Here is a 24,620-nt window from a genome sequence, read left to right as displayed (position 1 = left end):
GCCCACGCGAAGGGATCGGTCATGAGCGACGCGCCACAGGAACACCATCCGGCCCCGGCAGGCCACGCTTGCTCCGGAGGCCACGACCATGTCGCCCACGGCCACGGTCATGGGCATCGCCACGACCACGGCCCTCAGGCCGGCGTCGCGGCGAACGACGCGGGTGCCTCCCGCGTGAAGGACCCTGTCTGCGGGATGATGGTCGATCCGCACGCGACGGAGTTCCGGGCCGGGCACGACGGGCACCCGTACTACTTCTGCTCGAACGGCTGCCGGACCAAGTTCGAGGCCGACCCGGTCCGCTACGTCGATCCGGCCCAGGCTGCCGCGAAAGCCGAACCGGTGCCCGAGGGCACGGTCTACACCTGCCCCATGCACCCGGAGGTCAGGCAGGTCGGGCCCGGGGCATGCCCGATCTGCGGGATGGCGCTTGAGCCGGCGATGGTCGGCGCGGACGACGGCCCGAGCGAGGAACTCATCGACATGACGCGCCGGTTCTGGGTCGGGCTGGTCCTGACCGTGCCGGTGTTCGTTCTGGAGATGGGCGGGCACCTGTTCGGCCTGACGGAGCGTCTCGGCCAACAAACCTCCAACTGGATCCAGCTCGCGCTCGCCACCCCGGTGGTGCTTTGGGCTGGCTGGCCGTTCTTCGTCAGGGCCTGGCACTCCGTTCTGTCCCACAACCTGAACATGTTCACCCTGGTCGCCCTCGGGACGGGCACGGCCTACCTCTACAGCGTGGTCGCGACGCTGGCCCCGGGGCTGTTCCCCGACGCGCTGCGCGGGCACGGCGGGGCGGTGCCGGCCTACTTCGAGGCGGCCGCCGTCATCACCGTGCTCGTGCTCCTTGGGCAGGTCCTGGAGCTCCGCGCCCGCGAGAGCACCGGGGGCGCCCTGCGGGCGCTGCTCGACCTCGCGCCGAAGACGGCGCGACGCGTCCGGCCCGATGGCACGGACGAGGAGGTGCAGCTCGACGCCATCGCCGTCGGCGACCGGCTGCGGGTGCGACCCGGCGAGAAAGTGCCGGTCGATGGTGCGGTGGTGGAGGGCCGCAGTTCCGTCGACGAGAGCCTGGTGACGGGGGAATCGATGCCCGTCGCCAAGGAGGCCGGCGCCCCCGTCATCGGCGGCAGCCTCAACCAGTCCGGATCGCTGGTCGTCGAGGCGACAAAGGTCGGCCGCGACACCATGCTGGCGCGCATCGTCCAGATGGTGGCCGAGGCCCAGCGCTCGCGCGCACCCATCCAGCGCCTCGCCGACCAGGTCGCGGGTTGGTTCGTGCCGGCGGTGATCGGCGTGGCGATGCTCGCCTTCGGCGCCTGGATGGTCTTCGGGCCGGAGCCGCGCTTCACCTTCGCCCTGCTGGCGGCGGTGGCGGTCCTCATTATCGCCTGCCCGTGCGCGCTCGGGCTCGCCACGCCGATGTCCATCATGGTCGGCGTCGGCCGGGGCGCCGGGGCCGGTGTCCTCGTCAAGAACGCCGAGGCGCTGGAGCGGATGGAGCGGGTCACGACCCTCGTGGTCGACAAGACCGGCACGCTGACCGAGGGCAAGCCGGCGGTGACGCGGGTGGTGGCGGCCGAAGGCTTCGACGAGGACGCGGTGCTGCGCCTCTCGGCGAGCGTCGAGCGCGCGAGCGAGCACCCGCTCGCCCTCGCCATCGTGGCGGTCGCCGGGAAGCGCGGGATCGCGACCGCCCCAGTCTCGGAGTTCGACAGCCCGACGGGGAAGGGCGCCCTCGGCACGGTCGAGGGCCGTCGCGTCGCGCTGGGCAACGCCGCCTTCCTGGGCGAGCAGGGTGTCGACGTCTCGACCCACGCGGCCGAGGCCGACGAACTCCGGCGCGACGGCGCCACCGCGATCTTCGTCGGCGTCGATGGCCGGTTGGCCGGGGTCATCGCCATCGCCGACCCGGTGAAGGCGACGACGGCGGAGGCGCTGGCCGCGCTCCGGGCCGAGGGCATCCGCGTGGTGATGCTGACCGGCGACAACCGCACCACCGCCGAGGCGGTGGCGCGCCGGCTCGGCATCGAGGAGGTCGAGGCGGAGGTCCTGCCCGACCAGAAGGCTGCCGTGGTCGAGCGCCACAAGGCGGCGGGGCAGGTGGTCGCGATGGCGGGCGACGGCGTCAACGACGCCCCGGCGCTCGCTGCCGCGGACGTCGGCATCGCCATGGGCACCGGCACCGACGTGGCCATCGAGAGCGCCGGCCTGACGCTGCTCAAGGGCGACCTCACAGGCATCGTGCGCGCCCGGCGACTCTCGCGAGCCGTGATGGGCAACATCCGCCAGAACCTGTTCTTCGCCTTCATCTACAACGCCGCCGGCGTGCCGGTGGCGGCGGGCATCCTCTACCCGTTCCTGGGCATCCTGCTCTCGCCGGTCATCGCGGCGGCCGCCATGGCGCTGTCCTCTGTGAGCGTGATCGGCAACGCCTTGCGCCTGCGGGCCGCGCGCTTGTGAGGGGCGACGCGTGACCGCGCTCTCGGACGCCCTCGCCGTGATGCACCCGCTTGCCGCGACGACGGCGGAGCGATTCCTGATGGCGGTCGACGCGGAGCTGCCGGGCCTCGTCACGGGCCTCCACGTGGTCGGCTCCGCGGCGCTCGACGACTTCGTGCCGGGACGGTGCGACCTCGACTTCGTCGCCGTCACCGCGTGGCGCCCGGATGCCGACGCCCTCGACCGGCTCGCCGACATGCACGCGACCCTGGCCTCGACGGAGCGGACGGCCCTTGACGGCAACTACGTCGCCGCGGCTGACTGGCGGGGATCGGGGATCGAGGGACTGGTCGTCCGTTCCGGCCGCTTGGAGGCGCGGTCCCAGCGCCGCGATCGCCCGGTCGACAGGCTCGCCCTCTCCGAGCACGCCCTTACCCTCCGCGGTCCGCCGCCCGGCTGGTGGGACGTTCCAGAGGTCGATGGCTGGGCGGCCCAGGCGCTCGGATCCCTTCGTCTGTCGGCCGATGCCGCGGAGGTGGACGAGGTCGTGCTGGGCGCCTGCCGGCTGCACTACCTGCTCGCGCTCCGACGCATCGCCTCGAAGTCCGAGGCCGGGCTGTACGGGCTGATCACCTTCGAGGAACGCTGGCGGCGCATCGTCGACGAGGCGCTGCGCCTACGCCGCTCGCCGGATGCGCCGGCCCTGTACACCGACGAAGGCGAGCGCCGCCGGGAGGCGCGCGCCTTCGTCGACATGGCCGCGGAGGATGGGCTTTCCCTGTCCTGAATTAGCTTCCGGGGTTCCGGCGGGCGGCGCGGGCGCCTATCTAGGCGGTCGCAACATGGGCCCGAGATGAGCGAACCGGACGACAGGCACGGCGGCGTGGCCGTGGACCATACCCGCCAGATCTCCCGGCTGCGCCGCATCGAGGGGCAGGTTCGCGGTCTCCAGCAGATGATCGAGAACGGTCGTTACTGCGTCGACGTCGCCCATCAGGCCGACGCCGTCATCGCCGCGCTCCGGCGGGTGCAGTCCGACATGCTGCGCGACCACATGCAGGCCCTGGTTCAGGCCACGCTCACCGGCGACCTGCCCGAGGAGGAGCGCCGCCGCCTTGCCGACGAGATGAGCCGCCTCGTCGCCAAGGTCATCTGACCGGCGTCGGGAGCGGCAGCCGTGGCTGAACTGCAACGGACCTGAAGCAAACGACGCGAATTCCGGGATAGCGCGCGCCGCCCCCCTTTTCCGCGCCCTCGGCTGAAAATACCCCTGTAGGGTATCGAGTCGGAGGGCGACATGATCGGACGGCGCACATTCCTGGCCGGCGCGCTCGCGTCGGCGGCCGCGGGTCCCTTCGGAGGGATTGCCGCGCGGGCGCTCGGGAACATCGAGCAGCGCAACGAGGTCAGCTTCTTCAGGGGGCCCTACAACCTCGCATTCTTCTACCGGCTCAACAAGGCCTACCGCATCGGCGCCGGGATGCACTTCTTCCACTCGAAGCAGCACGACCTGCTGCAGCTGACCCGGTTCGAGGACCACGCCGCGGTCGACGCCCGCTTCGACAAGGAAGCCCAGGAATGGCTGCGCGATCCGCCGGCCATCGAGCCGGAGATGCCGTACTACTCGAACTACGTCGACCGGGCCATGCACACGCTGTTCCGGACCATCGACTGGACGCACATGCATCACGAGCAGACCTACGACGTGATGGCGTTCCGGGAGATCCCTTGGGCAGAGAAGAAGGCCTGGACCGACCGCGCGGTCAAATACTACCTCACGATGCAGACGCCGGGGGTGCCCCGCAGCGTCGCCCCGCTGGAGCTGACCATGCGACGGGCGGGCATCATGATGAAGCCCTACTTCAACTACTTCCGGAACTTCTATCCCCTCGACCAGAGCCTGTTCTACGTCGCCCACTGGTGGCACCCGGCCGCCTACGAGACGCAGATGATCTCGGGCAACCGCGACCAGGAGGTCGCCATGGCCCAGACCATCGACCTCATGTACCGCGAGGTGATGGCCGACCGGCCCGCCCGCATGCTGCTCTCGCGCGAGATCATGCCGCGCTATTCGAGGATGTCGCCCGAGAGCGCGAACATCTTCGACAACCTGCACATGCTCCACGGCATCGCCTACTCGATCCTCGCCTACAAGGGCTGGTCGGTCGAGGAGAAGCGGGCCGAGATGTACCGGGTCATCGAGGCCATGGGCTATCAGCCCGGCGACGAGGCCTTCACCCGTAAGTTCCGCGAGCCGTATCCGTCGTTCGATCCGCGCACCTATCCCGCCTGGGTGCGGTCCCCGCAAGGCGCCATGGGCATGATCATGATGGACATGCTCATGGAGATGCTGCCGATGATGTACCCGCAGGGACTCGCCAAGGCGCAGAGAGCCGCGATCATGCGGCAGATGATGATGAACGGCCGCCTCGGCATCGAGCCGGGCGAGGTCCCCGGTTCGCTCCACGACGCCATGATGCAGGTCGCCCCCGGCATGCGGATGATGCCCGGTTCGACGGAGCCGGGCGAGGCGCCGTCCATGATGGTCGAGCACATGGTCCAGGCCTGGAAGGCCAAGGCCGCCCGCATGCCCGACGTCGCCCCGATCGACATGACCATCGAGCCGAGCCTCGGCCCGGCCCGCATCGCCATTCGCTGAGGAGGCGCCCGATGTCGAAGACCACGCGTGCCGCCCTCGCGACCCTCCTCGCCCTCTGTGCCGGCCCGGCGCTCGCCGCCGACCACTCCAACCTGGAGGAGGGGCTGCCCATCACCATCGAGGACGCCTATCCGATCAAGGAGAACGGCCTCGAAGTGCAGTCCTACTTCCAATACAACCGCATCCGGAACGATCCGCGGGGTGCCAGCAGCCTCATGGCGGTGCCGCGCCTGGAATGGGGCGCGTTCAAGAACTTCCAGCTCTCGGTCGAGGCCCCTTACCGGGTCGGCACGGCGAGCGACACCGACCAAGGCGAGTTCCGGGCGCAGGGCTTCTACAACTTCAACCAGGAGGGGCTGGTCCTGCCCGCCATGGCAGTCGCGCTCGGGGTGAACACGCCCTACGGCCGGATGGCCAGCGGCACGGAGACCGAGCTCAAGTTCCTGGCGACGAAGTCGTTGGGCACGCCAGATCCGGAGGGGCTGTCGCCGTACTCCTACGTGCCGCGCCAAGTGCACTTCAACGCATCGTGGTACCACAACTACGACCCGACCACCGGCCGGGAGGCCGAGAGACGCGACCGATACCGCGTCGGCGTCGCCTATAGCCAGCCGATCTCGAATTCCGTCGTCCTCGTCGCCGACGTCTACCGCGAGACCGACCGGGAACGCGGCCGGGCGGTGAACCTGGCCGAGATCGGCGCACGCTACATGGCAACCCCGCAGACGGTGCTGGTCGGGGCGGTCGGCGTCGGCTTCGGCGGCGACCGCAGCCAGGACTTCAGGGTCACGGCCGGCCTGCAGCACTCCTTGAGCTTCCCGTATTCGTGGGACCCGCCGCGCTGACCCTGGTTGAACAGCATGGGTGGGTTGCGCCATATCACGGAACCCTACCCCTAGGGGGTATGTTGCACGGGCATTGCCGAAAGGGTGCCGCATGTTCCCGGAATGGTTCCACGCAGTCTCGATCCTGGCCCTGCTGCTCGGGGCGGCCTGCTCTCTGTTGCTCTCGGTCCAGGTGATCCGGCACCCGCAGCACATGACGGTGATGAACGTCGTCTGGCCGGTCAGCGCCCTGTTCGGGACGCTGGTCGTGGTCTGGGCCTACTTCCGCTACGGACGGCTCGCGACCATGGAGGCGCACCACCACGCCGAGGAACAGGGCGAGAAGCCACCGAACATGACCGGCACGCCGTTCCCGGTGATGGTCGGCAAGGGCGCGCTCCACTGCGGCAGCGGCTGCATGCTGGGCGACGTCGCCGCGGAGTGGCTCGCCTTCCTGGTGCCGACGGTGGCGGTCTGGTTCGGCTGGCACTCGCTCTTCGAGGAGAAGATGTACGCGGTCTGGGTGCTGGACTTCGTCTTCGCCTACGCGCTCGGCATCGTGTTCCAGTATTACGCCATCGTGCCGATGCGAGGCCTCTCGCCGGGCGAGGGGGTAGTGGCGGCCGTGAAGGCGGACACGGCGTCGCTGATCGCCTGGCAGGTCGGCATGTACGGCCTCATGGCGCTGGTGCAGTTCTGGCTGTACCCGCACCTGGCCGGGCAGCGGGCGCCGGTGAACTCGGTCGAGTTCTGGTTCGCCATGCAGGTCGCCATGGTGGCGGGATTCCTGACCAGCTACCCGGTGAACTGGTGGCTCGTCGGCTCCGGCATCAAGGAGCGGATGTAGAGCGCCCGGCGCCTACCGGCGGATCAGGACGAGGTAGACGAGGATCGCGCACGCGACCGCGAGCATGGCGATCCGGTAGCCCGTCTCGTCTTGAGGGGACGGCTGCGGCTCGGGCCCGATGGCGGCGAGGCATGTCGGGCACCGCGATGCATCCAAGCTGACCGGCCGTCCGCAGCGATGGCACTTCGATAGGAGCATGGCCCGCCGTCCACCGGCCGGAGCCGGAACGTCAACGCGGCGTCGCCCGGCCGAGCCGCACTCTTCGCCCATGCCGCCTGTCAAGACCGCCGCCGCGACGGTCTCGGATGCTCAGGTTAAGGCGCCGGGAGCGTGCGGAGAAGTACGTCCTTCGCGTTAGGACGGCGCGATCTCGGGTGCCGTGCCATGGCCAGGGAGGTGCCGGGCGAGATCCCGCGTCTTCAGGACTTCCGGCAGCGTCCCCCGAGGCCTCCACCGACCGTCGCGCAGCCACGGAGACCCGCGGGCGTCCATAGGACCTTCCGCGGGCGCGCCCATGCCGTTAATCCTCGCCGAGATCCTCAGCCAGGAATGAGACGAGGCTACGCATCGCGGGTTGGACCGCGCGGGACAGCAGTGTCGTGGCCTGACGCTCCTGCACGGCCAGACCCGTCTCGATCAGGCGACGCAGGTGGTGGGACAGCGTCGAGGCCGGGATGCCGACGCGCCGCTGGAGCTCCCCGACCGGCAGACCCTCCTGGCCCGTGCCGGCCAGTGCGCGGTACACCTTCAGGCGGACCGGGTTGCCGAGAGCTTCGAGTTGCCGGGCCGCGAGTTCGATGTCCATGCAGCCGCTATGGCGCAGGCTTCGAACGTCCGCAATTCGTATTTCCGGTAATTTCGAATAACACGTGGATGGTACCGGCCCTTTCCACATCGGCCCCAATCGAGGATGCGGTCGCGTCCGCCGCTCCGCCCCCCTCAGATCGGCCCGGAGCCGGAACGCGCGGTCCGCCGGAACACCGAGCAGCTGCGAGGCCCACCGGGCAGGGACGTCGCGATACGCAGGCAACGGGCCGGTCGATCGCCACCGGCGAAGTCGCAGGCACCGCTCACGCCCCGATGGTCCCTTTCCCCTGGGCGGAGCGCCGGCCGGCTTGTACCCCGGTCGCCGGGGCCAGGCCGTCCCATGGTCCGTCGCACGGGATGGCCGCGAAACGCCCATCGGCAAGCTCACGGAACGGCCTGCGCTCCTTGATGCGCTGGCGCAGCTTCCACCGGAGGAGACCGGGCGTGAGCCCCTGGAAGCGCCGCGCCGCGTCGACCCGCCCCGGCTCGATCCCGGCCAGCACCGCCTCCGCCGTCTTGGGTCCATCCCGGCAGAGGAGGGCGTGGACCTCGCGGATGACTTCGCGCCAGAAGCGCCGGCCGCTCGGCGCCTCGACCCGTTCCGCGGCGTGCGGCCCCGGCGGCGCAGCCTCCTCCGCCTCGGTCCCGGCGAGGGCGAAGCGGTGGCCCACCACGGCCAGGCCATCGCCATCCTCCGCCATCCGCAGCAGGTGGTAGCGCAGCCATGCCGGCGTCAGCGGGAAACCCATCCGCGCGCCGTCCGCCTTCAACGACGCCGGCAGCGCCTTGAACAGCGGGTGGATCGCCAGGGGCCCGCGCTGGCCCACGACGCTCTCGACCGCCTCCCACACTTCCCTCCAGAAGACGTCCGCCTCCCGCGCGAGCTTCCCCCCGTGAGCCGCATCGACGAGCCCGACGCCCTCGCGCCCGGAGGCCGCGGGCCGCCCCTCGGGCGCTGGGTCTCGGAGCGCCCCCGTGGCGGGAGCGGGCGCGGCGGCGCGCAGCCGGTCCAACTCGGCTTGCATGGCTGCGATCCGCTCCTCCAGGAGGTCGACCCGAGACAGCGCCTCGTCGAGCACGTCCCGCTCCGTGGCCCTACGCTGATCCGCCTCGACGAAATCGGCCAGCCTCGCCCGTGCGGCCTCGACGCGCGCCATCTCAAGCAGTTCACGCCCGATGGTCCCGAGGCGTCGCCCGAACGCCTCCGGCAGATCCGCCTGCTCGATGACGGGCAGGTAGTCCTCCCGCACCTTCCACCGCGCCAGCGACCGGGCGATGTCCCCGAAGGAGCCTCCCCCGAGCTCCTTCCTGACCGTGCGGACCGAGACGCGCTCCTTGACGCCGCCGGGCGGCGCCTGCCTGACCCGTATGCGGTCCGCCGCCTGCCAGACCTCGTTCTCCGCGACCATGACCGCCGTCCCCGCACGATCCGGGCATTCTGCGGGCCGCCGATGAAGAAATGGTCGTCGCGCGCGGCATGGGTCGGGTCGGTCCCGGTGGGACGGCCGTCGGCGTTCGTTCGAGGTCGGGAAGGCGCGCCGGATGATGGCTCGATGCGCCCCCGGAGTGCCGCCGCCCTAAGCGCCGCCATCCCGGTCGCGGAGGTTCGCCGGCCCGCCACCGCCGCGCGGCCTCACGCGCACGGCGACCGCGCCAGCCCCGACCCGGAGGGCACCGACGCTCACCGCACCCGATGGCGATCCGGCCGAACGGCAGAAAGCCCAGGGATCCGGTAACCAGCTTATTCCTTATTTCTTGAATTATAGAAATAGACGTGTCAAGATTCCAACGATGCAACGGCCTACAGGAGGACGCCGTGATCGCAACCATCCATTCCGATGACCGTACCGGCCTGCTGGCCGCGGCCCTGGTCGCGGGCGGCCTCGCGGCCACCGGCGGCCGCCCGACCGTGGTCGCCGTCGCCGCCAACGGGGCCCAGGCCTGTGGCCTGGCGCGCCTCGCGGGTCCCTTCGACCTGCTCCGCCCCGACCCGCGGGACGTCGCGACCGTCATGTCCGGGTTGGCGACGCGTCGGGCCGGCGACGTCGTCGCGGTGCTGCCCACGTACCTGCTCGGCGGCAACGGGACGGACCGTCGCGACCACGTGCGCCTCGTGGCCACGGCCTGTCGGCTGACCGCGGCCCAGGCCCTCCACGCGAACGTGTCGGGCGCGTGGCACCTGCGCTGCGACGACGGGCCCGGCCACCCGGCCTGGCGCAAGGCCCCGCGGGTGCTGCCGCTCCGCCTTCCGCGGCTTTCACCGCTCGAACAGGTGCGCTTGCTCGCGGGCGACCTCGACGCCGCCGCGCGGGATATGGCGGTCGCGCTGACGGCCACCCTTCTGGCACTCTCGGCCGACCCGCATGCCGAGCGCTTCGAGGCGGGCGACCTGGCCGCGCTCCTGGCATCGGCGGACGTGGATGGGAACCTGCGCGAGCGTCTCCTCGACTGCGCCGCCGCGCTGGGCGACCCGCGCCCCCTGGCCACCCCCTTCGGCATCGCCGGGCGCGCCTCGGCGCGCGTCCGCAGCACCCGTCCGGAGCCGGCGCCCCATCGATACGATCTGGATCAACGGCTACAACTGGCCGGCTTGGCGCGGCGGACCTGCGCCGGAGCGCGTATCACGAGGCCGGTCATGGCTTGGGCTTCGAGCGGACCGGTTCCGCGCACGTCGTCCAGGTCGACCTCGTTCAGCGCCGGGATTCGGTCGGCGCCACGTCCGCGGTGCCCGGCCTCGGCCCGTCCCCCACCCGGAAGGAGATCGAGGGCCTCGTGGTGGCGCTGCTGAGCGGGCGCGCGGCGGAGATCGCGTTCCTCGGGGAACCGAGCGCGGGTGCGGGCGGCGATGTCACCTCGGACCTCGCGCGCGCTACGACCCTGCTCGCCGGCGCCCACGCGTCCCTCGGCCTCGGGGAGGGGCTCGCCTACCGCGGGGCCCCGCACGAGGTGGCGGTCGGGCTGACGCTCGATCCCAGGCTCCTGGATGCGGTGGAGCGCGATCTCGCCCGGTTGGGCAGCGAGGCGCTGGCCCTCGTGGAGGCCAACCGCGCCGTCGTCGAGGCGGTCGCCGAGTTGCTGGTCGAGGGGCGCGTCGTGTCCGGCGACACGCTTCGGGCGCTGATCGCCGAGGCGGACCAAACCCGTGCCGCCCGCGACGGAGGACATGCGTGATGCTGGACGTTCCCCATCCTTCCGCTCGGGTCGAGGTGCCCGCGCCGGGCGGGCCGGTCGGCGCCGGCATCGAACCCGGCGCCGTTTCCTTCGGACCGGCATCATCCGAGCCCGTTCCGATGCGGCTCTGGATCATGTCGGACCTCCGCGTCGATCTTGCGCCTTTCGACCTGCCCGACACGCCCCCTGACTTCGACGCCGTCATCGTAGCCGGCGGCATCGGTCCCGGCCTCTCCCGGTCGGTGCGCTGGCTCGCCCAGGCGCTCGACGGGCATCGGCGCGACCGGCCGGTCGTGCTCGTCCCGGGTCCGGCCGAGTTCCTCGACGGCGTTCCGGTCGCGGAGGCGCTCGCCGAGGCCGTGCCGCTCGCGCGGAGCCTGGGAATCGCGCTCCTGCACGATGCCTCCGTCCGTCTTGGGGATCCCACCTCGTGCGGCATTCATGTCCTCGGTGCGACGCTGTGGCCGAGCTTCGCCGTCGACGGGGCGGCCAACGAGCGGCAAGCACGGGCCCACGCCCGCCACCGCTGGTCGGTCAGGGCCCGGGCGACAAGCGCACCGGGCGTCCCGTTCTATCCGCACGATGCGGCCGGCGGTCATCATCGGTCGCGCGCCTACATCGAGGACGCGCTCTCATCCGTCGTCGCCGGCGGCTACGGCCACACGCCCGATCCGGTCGTCGCCGGCATCCGCGGCGGCGACCGCGCGGTGGTCGTCACCGCCTATCCTCCGTCGCGGTCGTGCCTGCCGCCGACCCTCGCCCGGCCGCTCCTCGATCCGTGGCGCGTCTGCTGGCACGTGTCGGACCTCGACGGCGTGATGGAGGCGTGGGGCGCACCGGTCGCGTGGGTGCATGGCCAGGTGCCCGCGGCCTGCGACCTGCGGATCGGGCGCACCCGCGTTGTCAGCAACCCGCACGTCCGCGACCCGACGGCGGGGTTCGATCCCCGCCGCACGATCTTCGTCTGAACCGACCGCCCCGGAGATAGCCTATGAGGTCCGATGAGCGCGCTCCGCCGTCCCATCCCCCGCGCGATCACCTTACCCGGGAGCAGCCTCCCGCAACGTCGAGCGCGGAGGTGGTTCCCATGGAGGCCGCGCGCCGACCGGCGTCGCGCCGGGCCGAGGCCGTGCCGGCGCCGGAGGCACTGCTCGTCGTCGACATCGAGACGACGCCCGACGAAACCCTGCTTCCCGCCGATTGGCCCAACGACAAATTTCCAAAAATTGCCTGGCACCGGATCGTCGCCATCTCGTTCGTCGAGGCCGACATCCTGCGTGACGCCGCTGGCGGCCGCGAGGCGTACCGGTTCGCCGATTGTCGCAGCGGAGGCGAGGAAGGCTGGGGCGAGGCGCGGCTCCTGAGGGGCTTCTGGAAGCGCTTCTCGTCGCGGGATTATCGGTGCGTCTCCTGGAATGGGCGGTCGTTCGACATCCCCGTCTTGCTCCACCGCTCCATGCTGCATGGCGTCGCCGCGCCGAAATGGTTCGGCCAAGGAACGCGGTGGTCGGGCTACGGCACGCGGTACTCGGGGGAGTGGCATGCGGACCTGATGGACATGATGTCCACCTACGGAGCCTCGTCACGCCTCACGCTTGATGAGGCCTGCGCCATGATCGGACTTCCCGGGAAGGGCGGCGAGCACGGGTCGCTGGTCTCCGACATGGTCGCGCAGGGCGAGATCGGCCGGGTGCGGAATTACTGCGAAACTGACGTCCTGAACACCTACGTCGTCTACCTCCGCCATCAGCACCTGAGCGGTTGCCTGGACGCCTCATCGCACGACGACGCCGTGCGCGGCGTCATGGATTTCCTGCGGCGCGAACGCACTGGGCGGCCGCACCTCGGCCGGTTCCTCGATGAGTGGCAGAAGCCGTCGTCCCAGCGCTCGGCGTTCGTCGGCCGCCCGGGCGAAAGATACGCCGGCGGTGTAGCCGGGGCACCGCATGCCGTCGTCCTCGAAGCGTAACTGCCGGTAGCGCGACGAAGAACTGGCCTGACACTCCTGTCCCGGCGGAGGTTCGGGATCAAGGTTCGCTCGGCCTTTCCTTCAGGCGAGGACCTTGACACCCAAGGATCGCCAATCCGGTCCTTCAAGAATAGGATAAGTAATCCTTAGGTCTTGGATTGCGGCTCCATCGCTTTCAGGCCGCCATCACCGTTCTATCGGATAGGCACGACTGCTCAGCGACGTATGTCGCTTGACGAACGATCATGAAAACTCGATGATGGTCTTTCGTGGCCGCGTCGGTTGGACGATGCGTGTCGCGCCGAAGGGGACGCGCGGCCCTGCAAGACCGCGCGCCCGTTTCGGAACGTCCCGCCGCCGGCGCAAAAGGTTCTTCGACAGACTGCGCTGGCGGCACCCTAACGAGCCTGGAGAGCCACGCCCGAATCCGGTCCGAATCACCCTTATGCCATGCTACCGCAGGCATAGCAAGTCCTTCTGTCGGATTTTCGCGTGGCTCCCTGTGAGGAGCCACCATGAACCAGCAATCCAGCGCCACCGGCACTCCTAACTTGGGCGAGGGCCCCGACCTCCGCCTTGTCGTCGGTATGGTGCACAAGACAGCGATCGCCGAGAAAGGGTTCGCCCTGCCCCTATGGATGGCGGTGGCGCTCGACGCCGACGACTGCCCGGCCGCACTCGGCCTGTACCGGGAAACGCCGACCGTGGGCGATCTCATGATGCTCCTCGGCGACGGCCCCGCCGACGCCGACGGGCTCGGGCCGCAGTGGACCTGCCGGGCGGCCGCCGCCGTCATCGTGGACCACGCCGTCCTCTGGCAGGCCCACGCGATGCGCGGGTGGCTCGCCGAGCGGGGAACCGCCGTCTATGCCCAGTCGCCTGCCGGGCCCGACAGGCAGCGGGTGCAGCAGAGCTTCTCGGCCATCGCGCGGTCGATCGGCGCCGCCATCAAGCGCGGTGCCGCCGGTCGCGACGCCAACGGCGCCGCGCTCGTCACCCCGGAGGACGCGGTCGCGGCCACGCGGGAGTGGCGTGCCGCAATCGATGCGGAAGTGGAAGCCTCGAAGCTCGGGCAGATGTCGCGGTAGCGAGCCTCCCTTGATCGCCCGGCCGCGCGGAAACGTGGGCCGGGCGGGTCGGCACGACGACCTCCGCGATGACCCAAGTTTTCGACATCCGCAGCCTTCCGACCGATGCGGTCTCCTGCCCGAAAATAGGCCACCAGCGATGAAGACCCGACCCCCCATCCGCGCCATGGAGAATTGCTTGCCGGGCGAGCGGCAACGCCTATTCCCGCCCCATGAGGTCAGCGCCCCCCCGCGCGGTGCCGAGCGGCTGATCGGCGAACCCGGCCCGACCTTAAAGGACGGGAACGCCGAGCCTTCCATGCTCGGACGGGACATCGCGGTAAGCGCACACACGGATGAGGCAGCGCTGCGCGCCTACTTCCAAATACTTGCGCACGCCGCACCGCCGCCGCCGCTGGCTCGGCGTCGCCCGGTGCCCAACGAAAGGTCTTGGCCATTGCCCGCGGTTCGGCCGCATGCCCCTGACGCCCGCGTGCTCTCGTGCCATCCGGCCTTCACGGCGCGGTTTCCGGATGTGCCGGTCCGGCGCATCGGTCGCTCGTCGCGCTCGGCCTCGCGCGGTCGCCAGACCCGTTTCCCGAGCCTCAAGGCGTGCCGGCACATGCGGCTTCGGTCGACGCTGGAGTACCGGCATGCCCTGCTGTGTGAGTTGGACGGCGACGTCACGTGGTTCTGCGAGGAGCCGGTCGTGATCCGCTACAGGCTGGGCGACCGGCTCGCCACGCATCGCGTCGACGCCTACGTCCAGGCAACGCAGTCAGGCGAGTTCGTCGAGCTCAAATACGAGGACGACGCGGCCAGCGCCGAGAACGAAGCCCGTTGGCCGTGGATCGCCCATGCGGTCAACTCGATGGGCCTCGGCTACAGGGTGCTCACGGAGCGCCACGTCATCGACTCGCTCCGGGCCGAGACCGCGCTCGCGGTGTTCGAGCAGCGGATGACGCGCCTCCCGGAGCCGACGGACATCCGGGCCATCGTGGACGCCGTCACCGAGCGGGGAATCGTGTCCGCCGGCGACCTAATCGCCGCCTTCGCGGATTGCCTCGACCTCAATACCGTCTTCGCGCTCGCGCGGCACGGCCACCTTGCCGTCGACCTAGGCGTCGCGGCCGGGCCGGAGATGGGGGTGCGGCGAGGGACGGGTCCGTTCCGAAGGATCGGGTTGGCAGCGGGAGGGGACCGGTCATGAGGAAGGTGGAACTCGGACCGGGAGCGGTCGTCCGGTTCGAGGACGGCACGTACGAGCTCGTCGTCGAGCACGATGTCGACGGCGTGTCGCACTGGCAGGCGAAGTCGCTCGCGACCGGCATCGTGATGCCGCGCCGCTCGGACGAGGTGCGCCGGGCCTACGACCAGGGCGAAGCGACCCTCGACAGCCGATTGGAGCCGGAGACCGAGGAGGAGAGGCGTCGGAGGCGACGCAACCATGGCGTGCCCCTGTCCGACATGCCGAAGCCGGCGCAGATGCGCATCCGCTACCGAAAGGGTGTCATCCGGGAGGTCCAAAGACGCATCGCACCGGGCTCCGCGCACGCGGTGGTCGCCTGGGTCGAGCGCAAGGGCAAGATGCGTCCGATCACCGCCCTCGACCGCATCTGCGCAGAGGTCGGTTCCGAGCAGGGGATCGAGGTGTATGGCACGCCAAAGCCATGCAGCGCGGCGTCGTATTACCGCTGGCTGTCTATCCTTGGGGAGCACGAAGACCAGCGCGATTTGCGTGGGGACTTCGATAAGCGGGGCAGGACGCCACAGGTCGATCCCCTGGTGACGGCGGCCATCAAGCGCGTTATGGCCCGCCTGCTCGAAGCCTCGAAATACCGGCGTCAGGTCGGCGGCAAGGCCGTCCTCACCATGCGCGAGATCATGGATGCCTCGCTGAAGGAGGTGAAGGTCGAGCGCCTGAGGCATCCGGAACGGCCGCTGAAGCTGCCTGATCGGTCGACGTTCTACGTCTATTACAACCAGTTCCCGGCACAGCTGCGCAACATCGCCAAATACGGTGCGACGCGAGCGCGCTCGATGCATCGCGGGCCAGGCGAGGGGGGCGCTCCCGAGGCGGCGCTCTCCCACCTGCAGTTCGACGAGACGAGACTGCCGCTCTTCGTCGTGCACGACACTCTCGGCATCCCGCTCGGGCGTCCGTGGCTGGCGATCTTGGTGGACGTCTACTCGAACTGCATCGTCGGCTTCTACATCGGGTTCGAGCCGCCCGGGGACCTCGTCCTGTCCGCCACCATGCGGCACGGCTGCCTGATGAAGTCGTACGTCGCGGAAAAGTACCCCGACATCCGAAACCCGTATCTGGCGGGCGGCGTCGGTCGCTTCTACACGTTCGACAACAGCTTGCAGGCGCACGGCGACTCGATCCTGCAGATCACGTCCGACCTCGACGTGCCGTACGATTTCACGCCCCCGCGCTGCCCATGGGTCAAGGGCGAGGTCGAGGGCGCATTCGCCGTCGCCAACCAGACCTTCCTCCAGGAGATGCCGGGCTACGTGCTGTCGCGGGAACTCAAACTCGACAAGCACGACTACGACCCGACGGCCAACGCAGTGATCGGACTGAGGCACCTGCTCTGGCTATGGCACCATTGGCTGCTGGACGTCTATCACGCGAACGCGCCCCGCAACGGCATGAGGATGAGCCCCAATGAGCGGTGGCTCGAAGGGACGCGCCGGGTCAAGCCGGCCTTCATCGAACGCGGCATGGACTTGGACTTCCTCTTCGGCATCGTCCGCGAAGGGCGCCGGCTCGATAACCGCGGGGTCGTCTACGAGGGCCTGTACTACTACTCGGACGGCGTCGACATCCTGCGCCGCCGGCGGGGCGCGAAGCTTCTCGTCAAGGTCAAGGTCAATCCGCTGAACCTGTCCAAGGTCCACGTCTGGGATCCGGACGAGGAGATCTGGATTCCCGCCTACGCCCGGGACCTGGCCTATACGGAGGATCTCGACCTTCATCGCCACACACTGCAGCGCCGCCACTCCGACCGCCTTTCCGGACGCGACGACCTTGAGGGCTGGATCGAGAGTCAAGCGCACTTGCAGAGCCTGATCGCCTCTTCGGCCGGGGACGCGCTCGGCACCGGGATCCAGTCGAAGATCGCGCGCGCGATGGGCCTCGGGACGCCGCGCGTCTTCGCCACGCTCGACCACGATGGCCGGCTGCCTGTCCTCGTCGATCCGACAGGCCGCCCCGCGCTACCGCCCCCGGCGGCAGAACCGGGACGGCCGGCGTCACCCCCGGCCATTGGTGCCGGTCCGACCCGACGGCGTGAGATCCCCGTCTTCAGGTCGAATAAGTCGCTCGGCCAATCCTAGCGGGTCACGGGCGCCCCTTGGTCCGGGGCCCGGCAGCCAGCCTGTAGCGGCTCGCAGCCCGAAGTCGCATTCCCTCTGAAGGAGACCAGATGACCGCCAGCACGCCGCGCCGCCGCAACATCCACCGGGAGATGCACGCCGCTTTCGTGGAGCATCCCAATTACCAGGCTGTCGTCCAGGAGATCGAGGACGCCCTCGACCTCTACGAGGAGGATGGCGAGGTCGCGACGCTGCCCTGCATCCCCGTGGTCGGTCCTTCGGGAGTCGGCAAGACGACCGTGTTCAAGCAGATCAAGGCGGCCTATCCCCGCGTCAAGGACGACCGGCGCGTGCAGATGCCCGACGGCACGGTGATCATCGCGGACCGCGTCCCCTTGCTCTGCGTGACGCTTCCCGCGGCGAGGATCTCGGTCGAGCGATTGGGGCGGGAGATGCTCAAGGAGCTCGGCGACCCCCATGCTTCCCTCGGGAAGCCGGAGGGTCTGGACGAGCGCTTGGACCGATTGACACGAGGTTGCGGCGTCAAGGGCGTGCTGATCGACGAGGGGCAGCGCGTGGTCGACCGCGCGGGCGTGCTGACCGCCGAGAAGCTGATCGATTGGATCAAGGACCGGCATGCGAACAACAATGCATGCTTCTTCCTGTTCGGCCTCAACCGGATGAAACCCCTGTTTGAGCAGGACGGGCAGTTCGACCGGCGTTGGGACGTGGAATTGGAGATGACGCCGTACGTTTGGGGCGACGACGCGGACGACGACGTTTCGAGCCGTGACGCCTTCATCGGGTTGCTGGCGGGCCTCCGGGCCGAGTCGCCCGTTCCGTTCGCGGAGGAGGTCGACGTGATGGACGACGAGACCGCGAAACGCTTCTTCTACGCGTCCAGGGGCCTGACAGGGGGCCTCAAGAAGCTCTTGACGCGGGCGATGCGCATCATCCTCGCGCGGAGCCGCGAGGCCGGGCGAGCCAAGCCGCCGCCGGAGCCGGTCATCGATCTCGCGCTCCTGCGGGAGGCGTTCGACAAGGCCTTCCGGACGCAGAAGGCGAACGAGAGGCTGATCAACCCGTTCGGTCCGCAATGGGACGGCCGGCTTCCGCCCGCCATCGCCGAGGAGAACTACGTAACGGCCACGGCGAAGGACAAGCGGCGCAAGGATAAGCTTCGCAGGGCGCGGAACACCCGCGACAAATCGACGAAAGCCGAGCGCAAGAACGCATTGGCGGAGGCGCTCACCAAATGAAGGCGATCCGCGACAGGCTGGCGGCCCGCGCTCTTCCGGCGCACGGCCAGACGCTGCATGCATTCGTGCTCCGTCTCGTCGAGGCGAACGCGCATCCCGGCTCGGCCTGGATCCGGCGGCTTGCCGGCCTGCCGCATACCTTCGCCACCCGACCTTGCGACCTGGCCGGGCTGGAGGCGGCTCTCGGCGGCGCGGTGCCGGCGCCGGAGCTTGCCGCCCTCGCCAGCTGGCCCGGGCCGGACGGCCGGATAGGGGTCGAGGGGACACGCATGTCGCCGAGTTTGTTGGACCTCGTCCGGGCCCGGGTCTGCCCGTCCTGCCTGGCGGAGGGCCATCGCCTTCGGCCGGCCTGGGACTGCCGCCTGCTCACGGCGTGCACGCGGCACGGGCTCCGTCTCGTCGACCGATGCCCGGACTGCGTCGGGCCGCTGAGCTGGGACCGGCGCTCGGCAAGCCGGTGCCGCTGCCGTGCGGATCTTGCGGTTGCGCCGGCCGCGACCGCAGCCGCGGGAGCGCTGCCCTTGCTCGTCACGTTGGAGGGGCTGCTCCGCGGCGATCGGCAGGGAAGTCGGCCGCAGGGATTCGCTCCTGTCCCGACGTTCGATGCCGCGGCCCGGCTGGCCTGGTTCACCGGCACCGCGTCGGACGCCGGTCAGGATTGGCGCAGCCGTTTCATTTCGAGACCCGAGACCGCGGAGACGGAGGCCGTCATGGGGAAGGCCGCGGCTGCGCTCCTCAACTGGCCTGCCGGCGTCGGGCCGTGGCTCGATGGCATCCAGGCCCACCACGGCGATGAGGGCCTTCGTCGCACCATGCTGCGCATGCGCGCCGCCCTGGACGACGCGGTGTTTCGCGGCTTCGTGGACGAGGTGCGCCAACAGCTCTCTAAATTTCCGGGACGGCCGGCGAAGGGCTGGGCCGCCGTTCGCGGCGAGGAGCTGGAACCGACTTGGCTCGACGCCACGGCGACGGCCACGCGCCTCGGCACCACCGCTGCCAAGGTGGCAACGATGTTGGAGGCAGGCCAGCTCGTCGGCCGCTTTCGCCGCGTGGGCGGGCGCCGGGAATTCCGGATCTGTGCGGCATCCGTGGCGCGAACCGGCGAACGCCTCACCGCATCCTTGACGCCTGAGGCGGCGGCGGCTCGGCTTGGTATCTCCCGGCATGCGCTGGAGGACCTGCGCCATGCGGGCCTGTTGGCTTTCGTGCGGCCATCGTGCGGGAACGGTATCGGCAGCGCCTATAGTCCGGAAGATACGGATGGATTGGTCGCCCGGATCGCGGCGTTCGCGACGCCGGGCGGTCCCTTGGGCGTCACCTCGCTCTGTCGGGTGAACCGCTCGAAGCATCGCAAGCTGTCCGAGGTGATTCAGGGTATCCTGCAAGGAGTCTACCCCGTCCATCGATTGCCTGGCTTCGATGGCCCATTCTCGCTCGCGGGATTTGGTGTGGCGCTCGACGCCGTATGGGGCACGCGTCTGCACGAGGACGGCAGCCGGTCCCTCGACGTCCGGCGCGCGGCCAAGGCTTTGGGGCTGGCGACGCGGATGGTGCCGATTTTGGTACGCGCCGGATGCCTCCGGGCGGCGGGCGGCGGGCATCACGGGCGCCTCGCCAGGAACGGCGTGGATGAGCGTTCGGTCCGGAATTTTCGAAGGGATTACGTGATGGCGAGCGCGTTGGCACGACGGCACGCCACCAGCACGCAAGCGGTCGTCCGCATGCTAGACGACGCCGGCGTCGCCCCGGTCGTACGCTCGGATGCGGCGCGCGGCGTTTCCGCAGTCTGGCGCGCGATCGACGTGGCTGGTGGCCTGCTTCCCGACGCGGCGCAACGAGGCACAGGCGCTGCTGCGCCTGGAAGGCGTCGACGACCCAGGGATGTGTATCCTACCTCGAAGCCGGCATCAGCGCGGATGCCTCGCCGCCGAACAGGCTGAGTCGGAGCGCTAAGTGCGATCAACGCGGCGTGCGTCAGCGAGCCGCTATCGACCGTCAGGCGCGACCACATGCGGGTTGTTCGAGGCCAACGCCCTGGTCGTCGCGCTGACGGAATGGTCGACCAGCACGTCCCCGGTCGCCGAAAGCTCGCGGCAGGGCGCGACCACGTCGTCGGCATAGCCGTCCGAGCATGGCTTACCTCTCGACGTCGTAGGCGGACAGGTCCGATCCGCCGGCGCCGATGTGGTCGAACGGCACCGTGCGGTATCGGTCCTCGAAGGCAGGGGCCACGAAGCGCCACAGGTTATGGTCGATGCCGGAATCTTGGGCGAAGACAATTGCGGTCCCATCGGTGCCGGCCTGCCTCACGTTGTGTCGTCGAATGACCGACGAGCCTGCCCACGCGGAACTGCGCCGCACGCTTGACGAGCTGGACTAGCTCGTCGACTGCGGGAGAATGGCCCGAACGGCACCGCATGGGCCGAGGGGGCTGCCTGCATGGGCGATGAGGCGGCCTGCTGGGCCTCCTCCTCATCGAGGATGGCGTGGTACTGGTCCACCGCCTTGGCGGAGCGTCTCTTCAGGCCTTGGATCATCGCGGCCTCCGAGCGCGAGGCAGCCGGGCGCGTCCATCGGCGCCGGGTCAGCCCTCGCGGGGGTCGAGGTCGGGGCGGCGCTCGACGCGCCGGTGAAGACGTGCGGCCGGGGTGAGCCCCGCCGCGGGCACGGCAGCGTGTTTTCGGAGGGAATGGGGTCTGGTCATCGGGAGGCTTCCGTCAAACGGGCTCCCGGTACGCGCGACGATGCGCGCGGCTAGCCGCGGGAGGAATCGGCGCCGGTCGGCACGGGGATCCCCGTCCGGTTCGCCGGATGCTTATCGTACGCGAACATGTTTGCCTAAATGCAGGTGAACGGCGTGGTTCGCAAGTAGTCCCGAAAAGGATTGCGGGGACAAACGCCGCGCATGCTTAATTCGGCCCGCCGCGAACGGGTGCCGCATACTTCGGGGACGCGGGAAGGAAGCGGGAAGCGCTTCCCGCTTCCTTCCCTTCGTTGGTGCCTCTTTAACGGCGGACCCCACATCATTCCGCAAGAGCAGGGATGCGAGCATGCCGACAAGGGAGCAGGTCTGGGCCTCCGCGGACCACGTCCAAACGACGGGCGAGCGCGTCACGCAGAAACGCGTGCTCGATCACCTGCGAGCGGCGGAGATCGGCTGCACCGAAAGAACCATCGACGCCCACCTGATCGCATGGAAGGCTACGCGGAGTTACAACCCGCGGCTGGCGGTGCTGGACCTTCCAGGGCCGCTCTCGACGCGCCTGGCCGGTTTCATGGAAGGCCTGTGGGACGCCGCCATGGCCGAGGCGAACGCCCGCCTGGAGGAGCGCCGGGCCTACCTGGAGCGGGAGCGAGAAGCCGCCGGCCAACTCCTCAACGAGACGCAGATCAGGGCCGAGGAGACGGCACGGGAAAACGAGGCCCTCCGGGCACGCCAGGTCGTCAAGGACACGACGACCGCCGCCCTCCGCGCGGAGGTCGTCGCGCTCCGCAAGGAGGTCGCCCACCTCCGCAGGTCGGAATTCTGGGACCACGTCATCCGCGAGATCGCGGAGATCCTGCCGGAGAAGGATTGGATGTCCATTGAGGAGATCGTGCGCCGGCTGCCGCCCAGTCTGGCCAAGGAGGCGCTCGTCCTGGACAAGGCGCTGACGCCCGGCCGCGTCAACCGCCAGATGTTCTTGCGAGATCACCACTCCCGCTTTTTCGAGAAGAAAAAGAAGGAAGCGCTCTACAGGAAGCGTCCGGGCTGGACGAGCATCACGTCGCCGACGGGAAAGAGACGCAATGCGTCCGCGTCGGCCGAGGCGACCGCGGGCGTCGACAATGCGTAGGGCCGGACCGGCGAGGCGGGCGGGACACGTCGGTATGGCGAGACGGAAAGCACACGCTATATTAGGATCAGCTAAATAAGCTGGGATCATCGATTCAGGAACGACACCGATGGACGCCGTCACACCGAGCGAACTGATGCGGCTCCAGGACAAGGCCGGCGACGCGGCGCGCCTGCTCCGTCTTCTCGCCAACGAGAAGCGCCTGCTCATCCTGTGTCTGCTCATGGCCCGTGGCGAGATGGACGTGACGAGCCTCGCCGAGGCGGTCGAGCTCAGCCAGTCGGCCCTGTCGCAGCATCTCGCCAAGCTCCGCGAGGACGGGCTGGTCGCGTACCGCCGCGAGAGCCAGACGCTCCACTACAGGCTTGAGGATCCCCGCGCCGCCCGGGTGCTGGCGACGCTCAAGGATATCTTCTGCCCGGAACTCTGCTGACCGCATCAGGCGCGGAGGATCTCCGCCTCAAGCCCCGGGCGATCCGGCCGGTTGCGCAGCCGCAGGGACAGGCCGCTCCGGCGGGACGCCATCTCGGCGATGGCGAGGCCGAGCCCGCTCCCCGTCGCGCTCTTGTGGCGCCCGCGGAAGAAGCGCGTCGTCACGTGGGGCAGTTCCTCGGCGGGAATCCCGGGGCCCTCGTCGCGCACGAGGACGCCCTCCCCGCCGGGTCGCGCCAGCCATTCCACCGTGCCGGCTTTCATGTGCTGTACGGCGTTCTCGTGCAGGTTGCGGACCGCCAGGCGCAGGCTCTCGGGATCGGCCCGTAGGGAATAGCCGCGCAGGCTCGGGTCGATGAGGGTGCGGACCCCCGGCGGCAACCGCATGCCGTCGACGGTCTCGGCCACCAGCGCACCCACGTCGACCTCGGCCAGGGCCGTCGTCTCCCCGGCAGCGTCGAGCCGGGCCGCGTCGAGCAATTGCCGGACGAGGCGGGTTGTGCGGTCCACGGCCGCCAGGATCTGGCGCAGCGCCGCCTTGGCCACGTCCGGGTCGGTGGTGGCCATGGCGACCTGGGCCTGGGTCTTCAGCCCGGCCAGCGGCGTGCGCAACTCGTGCGCGGCGAAGGCCGTCACCTCCCGCTCGTGCCGGCGCGCCGCTTCGACCTTGAGGAACAGGCCGTTCAAGGCATCGGCCAACGGCCGCACCTCGGCGGGGGCCCGGCCGGCATCGATGGCGCTCATGTCGTCGGCGTCGCGGCCTGCGAGGTCGCGGGCCATCCGGCGCAAGGGGCGAAGGCCCCGCCCGAGGCTCGCCCAGATCAGCATCCCGAGGAACGGCACGACCAGAAGCGCGGGGGTGACGAGGCCCATGATGAGATCGGTGACGAGGCGCTCACGCAGGCCCAGGCGGTCGCCGACCATGACGCGCACGCCCTTCTCGGCGTCCTCCACCGTGAACACCCGCCAGGTCTCGCCGTCGACCTCGCGCTCGGAAAAGCCGGCCGGCGCGTCTGACAGGCGCCGCTCCGGGGCCCCGCTCGACCGCGCGACCATGCGCCCGTCGAGGGACCAGATCTGGCAGGAGAGCTGCCGCTCGTAGGCGGTCGGCGCCGGGAATGTAGGCAGCGTCCCGTCGGGGGCCGTACCGCCGACGGCGCCCACCAAGGAGCCGACCATGCGCGCGGCTTCCTGCAGGCGGGTGTCGAGGACCTGTTCCACCTCGCGCTTCGAGCCAAGGTAGATCCAGGCGACCGCGCTGAGCCAGATCAGGCCGGTCGCGAGGAGCAGGGTGGCGAACAGCCTGACGCGCAGGGATGTCATGCCGGCGCCCTCATCCGGTAGCCGAGGCCGCGCACCGTCTCGATGGCGTGCTTGCCGATCTTGGCCCGCAGGTTGTGCACGTGGACCTCCACGGCGTTGCTCTCGACCTCCTCCTGCCAGCCGTAGAGGCGCTCCTCCAACTCGGCCTTGGAACGGAGGACCTCCGGGCGTTCCATCAGCGCCGCCAGGACCATGACCTCGCGCCGGGACAGGCCGACCGGCACGCCGTCCACCGTGACGGCGAGGCTCCCGGGGTCGAGCCGGATGCCGCCGTGCTCCAGGAGCGCGGCGGCCCGCCCCGAGGCCCGCCGGACCACTGCGCGGATGCGGGCCGAGAGCTCGTCGAGGTCGAAGGGCTTGCCGAGGTAGTCGTCGGCGCCGCCGTCGAGCCCGGCGATCCGGTCAGCCACCGCGTCGCGCGCCGTGAGCAGGACGACGGGCGTCCGGTCCTTCCGGCGGCGCAGACCACGCAGCACGTCGAGACCGGAGCCGTCGGGGAGCATCAGGTCGAGGACGATGGCCGAGAACGCGCTCGTGGCGATGGCCGCCTCGGCGTCGGCGCAGGTCGCGACGCAGTCAACGGTCGCCCCGCCGAGGCCGAGCCCCGCCCTGAGCCCGTCCGAGAGGATGGGATCGTCCTCGACGACGAGGATGCGCATGCGT

At 70.0% G+C, this 24,620-nt stretch carries 23 protein-coding genes; 16 read left to right on the top strand and 7 right to left on the bottom strand.

Going from position 1 to position 24,620, the window contains the following annotated elements; all coding sequences use genetic code 11:
- The first annotated feature begins 21 nt into the window (after positions 1 to 21).
- From MOTC310_RS17085 to MOTC310_RS17060, 6 genes are all read left to right on the top strand, one after another.
- Positions 22 to 2,463: a heavy metal translocating P-type ATPase gene (locus tag MOTC310_RS17085; protein WP_331302646.1), complete on the top strand. Its 2,442-nt coding sequence runs from the start codon at positions 22 to 24 to the stop codon at positions 2,461 to 2,463.
- Positions 2,464 to 2,473: 10 nt separating this feature from the next.
- Positions 2,474 to 3,229: an aminoglycoside adenylyltransferase domain-containing protein gene (locus MOTC310_RS17080; protein WP_331302645.1), complete on the top strand. Its 756-nt coding sequence runs from the start codon at positions 2,474 to 2,476 to the stop codon at positions 3,227 to 3,229.
- Positions 3,230 to 3,295: 66 nt separating this feature from the next.
- Positions 3,296 to 3,598, top strand: coding sequence for a metal-sensitive transcriptional regulator (locus tag MOTC310_RS17075; protein ID WP_331302644.1), 303 nt, complete (start codon positions 3,296 to 3,298; stop codon positions 3,596 to 3,598).
- 141 nt (positions 3,599 to 3,739) lie between these two features.
- Positions 3,740 to 5,101 (top strand): hypothetical protein, encoded by a 1,362-nt coding sequence (locus MOTC310_RS17070; protein WP_331302643.1) that lies wholly within the window; start codon positions 3,740 to 3,742, stop codon positions 5,099 to 5,101.
- 11 nt (positions 5,102 to 5,112) lie between these two features.
- On the top strand, positions 5,113 to 5,946 hold the full coding sequence (locus MOTC310_RS17065) for a hypothetical protein (RefSeq protein ID WP_331302642.1): 834 nt from the start codon (positions 5,113 to 5,115) through the stop codon (positions 5,944 to 5,946).
- Between the two features lie 91 nt (positions 5,947 to 6,037).
- A complete protein-coding gene (locus MOTC310_RS17060) occupies positions 6,038 to 6,772 on the top strand; it encodes a DUF4396 domain-containing protein (RefSeq protein ID WP_331302641.1) in 735 nt (244 codons plus the stop codon).
- 12 nt (positions 6,773 to 6,784) lie between these two features.
- Here MOTC310_RS17060 and MOTC310_RS17055 read toward each other — a convergent pair whose 3' ends face one another.
- The 4 genes from MOTC310_RS17055 to MOTC310_RS17040 form a co-directional block, all read right to left on the bottom strand.
- Positions 6,785 to 6,928 (bottom strand): hypothetical protein, encoded by a 144-nt coding sequence (locus MOTC310_RS17055; RefSeq protein ID WP_331302640.1) that lies wholly within the window; start codon positions 6,926 to 6,928, stop codon positions 6,785 to 6,787.
- Between the two features lie 364 nt (positions 6,929 to 7,292).
- Positions 7,293 to 7,577: an ArsR/SmtB family transcription factor gene (locus MOTC310_RS17050; protein ID WP_331302639.1), complete on the bottom strand. Its 285-nt coding sequence runs from the start codon at positions 7,575 to 7,577 to the stop codon at positions 7,293 to 7,295.
- 265 nt (positions 7,578 to 7,842) lie between these two features.
- Complete coding sequence (locus tag MOTC310_RS17045; RefSeq protein WP_331302638.1) at positions 7,843 to 8,988, bottom strand: DNA-binding protein; 1,146 nt, start codon at positions 8,986 to 8,988, stop codon at positions 7,843 to 7,845.
- A 392-nt stretch (positions 8,989 to 9,380) separates the two neighbouring features.
- A complete protein-coding gene (locus tag MOTC310_RS17040) occupies positions 9,381 to 9,683 on the bottom strand; it encodes a hypothetical protein (protein ID WP_331302637.1) in 303 nt (100 codons plus the stop codon).
- Positions 9,684 to 9,751: 68 nt separating this feature from the next.
- Between MOTC310_RS17040 and MOTC310_RS17035 the strand changes: the two genes are divergently transcribed.
- From MOTC310_RS17035 to MOTC310_RS17000, 8 genes are all read left to right on the top strand, one after another.
- Positions 9,752 to 10,750, top strand: coding sequence for a M41 family metallopeptidase (locus tag MOTC310_RS17035; protein ID WP_331302636.1), 999 nt, complete (start codon positions 9,752 to 9,754; stop codon positions 10,748 to 10,750).
- A 119-nt stretch (positions 10,751 to 10,869) separates the two neighbouring features.
- Entirely contained in the window at positions 10,870 to 11,718 is an 849-nt protein-coding gene (locus MOTC310_RS17030; RefSeq protein ID WP_331302635.1) for a metallophosphoesterase family protein, read from the top strand.
- Between the two features lie 119 nt (positions 11,719 to 11,837).
- Positions 11,838 to 12,719, top strand: coding sequence for a 3'-5' exonuclease (locus MOTC310_RS17025; RefSeq protein WP_331302634.1), 882 nt, complete (start codon positions 11,838 to 11,840; stop codon positions 12,717 to 12,719).
- 515 nt (positions 12,720 to 13,234) lie between these two features.
- On the top strand, positions 13,235 to 13,807 hold the full coding sequence (locus tag MOTC310_RS17020; protein WP_331302633.1) for a hypothetical protein: 573 nt from the start codon (positions 13,235 to 13,237) through the stop codon (positions 13,805 to 13,807).
- Positions 13,808 to 13,946: 139 nt separating this feature from the next.
- Positions 13,947 to 14,996 (top strand): hypothetical protein, encoded by a 1,050-nt coding sequence (locus tag MOTC310_RS17015; RefSeq protein ID WP_331302632.1) that lies wholly within the window; start codon positions 13,947 to 13,949, stop codon positions 14,994 to 14,996.
- Complete coding sequence (locus tag MOTC310_RS17010) at positions 14,993 to 17,128, top strand: hypothetical protein (protein WP_331302631.1); 2,136 nt, start codon at positions 14,993 to 14,995, stop codon at positions 17,126 to 17,128. The genes MOTC310_RS17015 and MOTC310_RS17010 overlap by 4 nt, the downstream gene beginning before the upstream one ends.
- A gap of 89 nt (positions 17,129 to 17,217) precedes the next feature.
- Entirely contained in the window at positions 17,218 to 18,366 is a 1,149-nt protein-coding gene (locus MOTC310_RS17005; RefSeq protein WP_331302630.1) for an AAA family ATPase, read from the top strand.
- Complete coding sequence (locus MOTC310_RS17000) at positions 18,363 to 20,306, top strand: TniQ family protein (protein ID WP_331302629.1); 1,944 nt, start codon at positions 18,363 to 18,365, stop codon at positions 20,304 to 20,306. The genes MOTC310_RS17005 and MOTC310_RS17000 overlap by 4 nt, the downstream gene beginning before the upstream one ends.
- 196 nt (positions 20,307 to 20,502) lie before the next feature.
- Here the strand turns inward: MOTC310_RS17000 and MOTC310_RS16995 are convergent, their stop codons facing one another.
- Positions 20,503 to 20,676 carry an alpha/beta fold hydrolase gene (locus tag MOTC310_RS16995; protein WP_331302628.1) on the bottom strand — a complete coding sequence of 58 codons (174 nt, stop codon included), beginning with the start codon at positions 20,674 to 20,676 and terminating at the stop codon, positions 20,503 to 20,505.
- Between the two features lie 740 nt (positions 20,677 to 21,416).
- Here MOTC310_RS16995 and MOTC310_RS16990 point away from each other — a divergent pair.
- Complete coding sequence (locus MOTC310_RS16990) at positions 21,417 to 22,202, top strand: DNA-binding protein (RefSeq protein WP_331302627.1); 786 nt, start codon at positions 21,417 to 21,419, stop codon at positions 22,200 to 22,202.
- A gap of 109 nt (positions 22,203 to 22,311) precedes the next feature.
- Positions 22,312 to 22,635: an ArsR/SmtB family transcription factor gene (locus tag MOTC310_RS16985; RefSeq protein ID WP_331302626.1), complete on the top strand. Its 324-nt coding sequence runs from the start codon at positions 22,312 to 22,314 to the stop codon at positions 22,633 to 22,635.
- Positions 22,636 to 22,640: 5 nt separating this feature from the next.
- On the opposite strand, the gene MOTC310_RS16980 is transcribed toward MOTC310_RS16985, so the two are convergent.
- Entirely contained in the window at positions 22,641 to 23,957 is a 1,317-nt protein-coding gene (locus tag MOTC310_RS16980; RefSeq protein ID WP_331302625.1) for an ATP-binding protein, read from the bottom strand.
- A complete protein-coding gene (locus tag MOTC310_RS16975; RefSeq protein ID WP_331302624.1) occupies positions 23,954 to 24,616 on the bottom strand; it encodes a response regulator in 663 nt (220 codons plus the stop codon). The genes MOTC310_RS16980 and MOTC310_RS16975 overlap by 4 nt, the downstream gene beginning before the upstream one ends.
- Positions 24,617 to 24,620 lie beyond the last annotated feature (4 nt).

This window comes from Methylobacterium oryzae (genome assembly GCF_036441375.1).
Lineage (GTDB): Bacteria > Pseudomonadota > Alphaproteobacteria > Rhizobiales > Beijerinckiaceae > Methylobacterium > Methylobacterium oryzae_A.
Note: the sequence above shows the minus strand (reverse complement) of the source record. Positions and strands in the feature narration are given on the sequence as shown.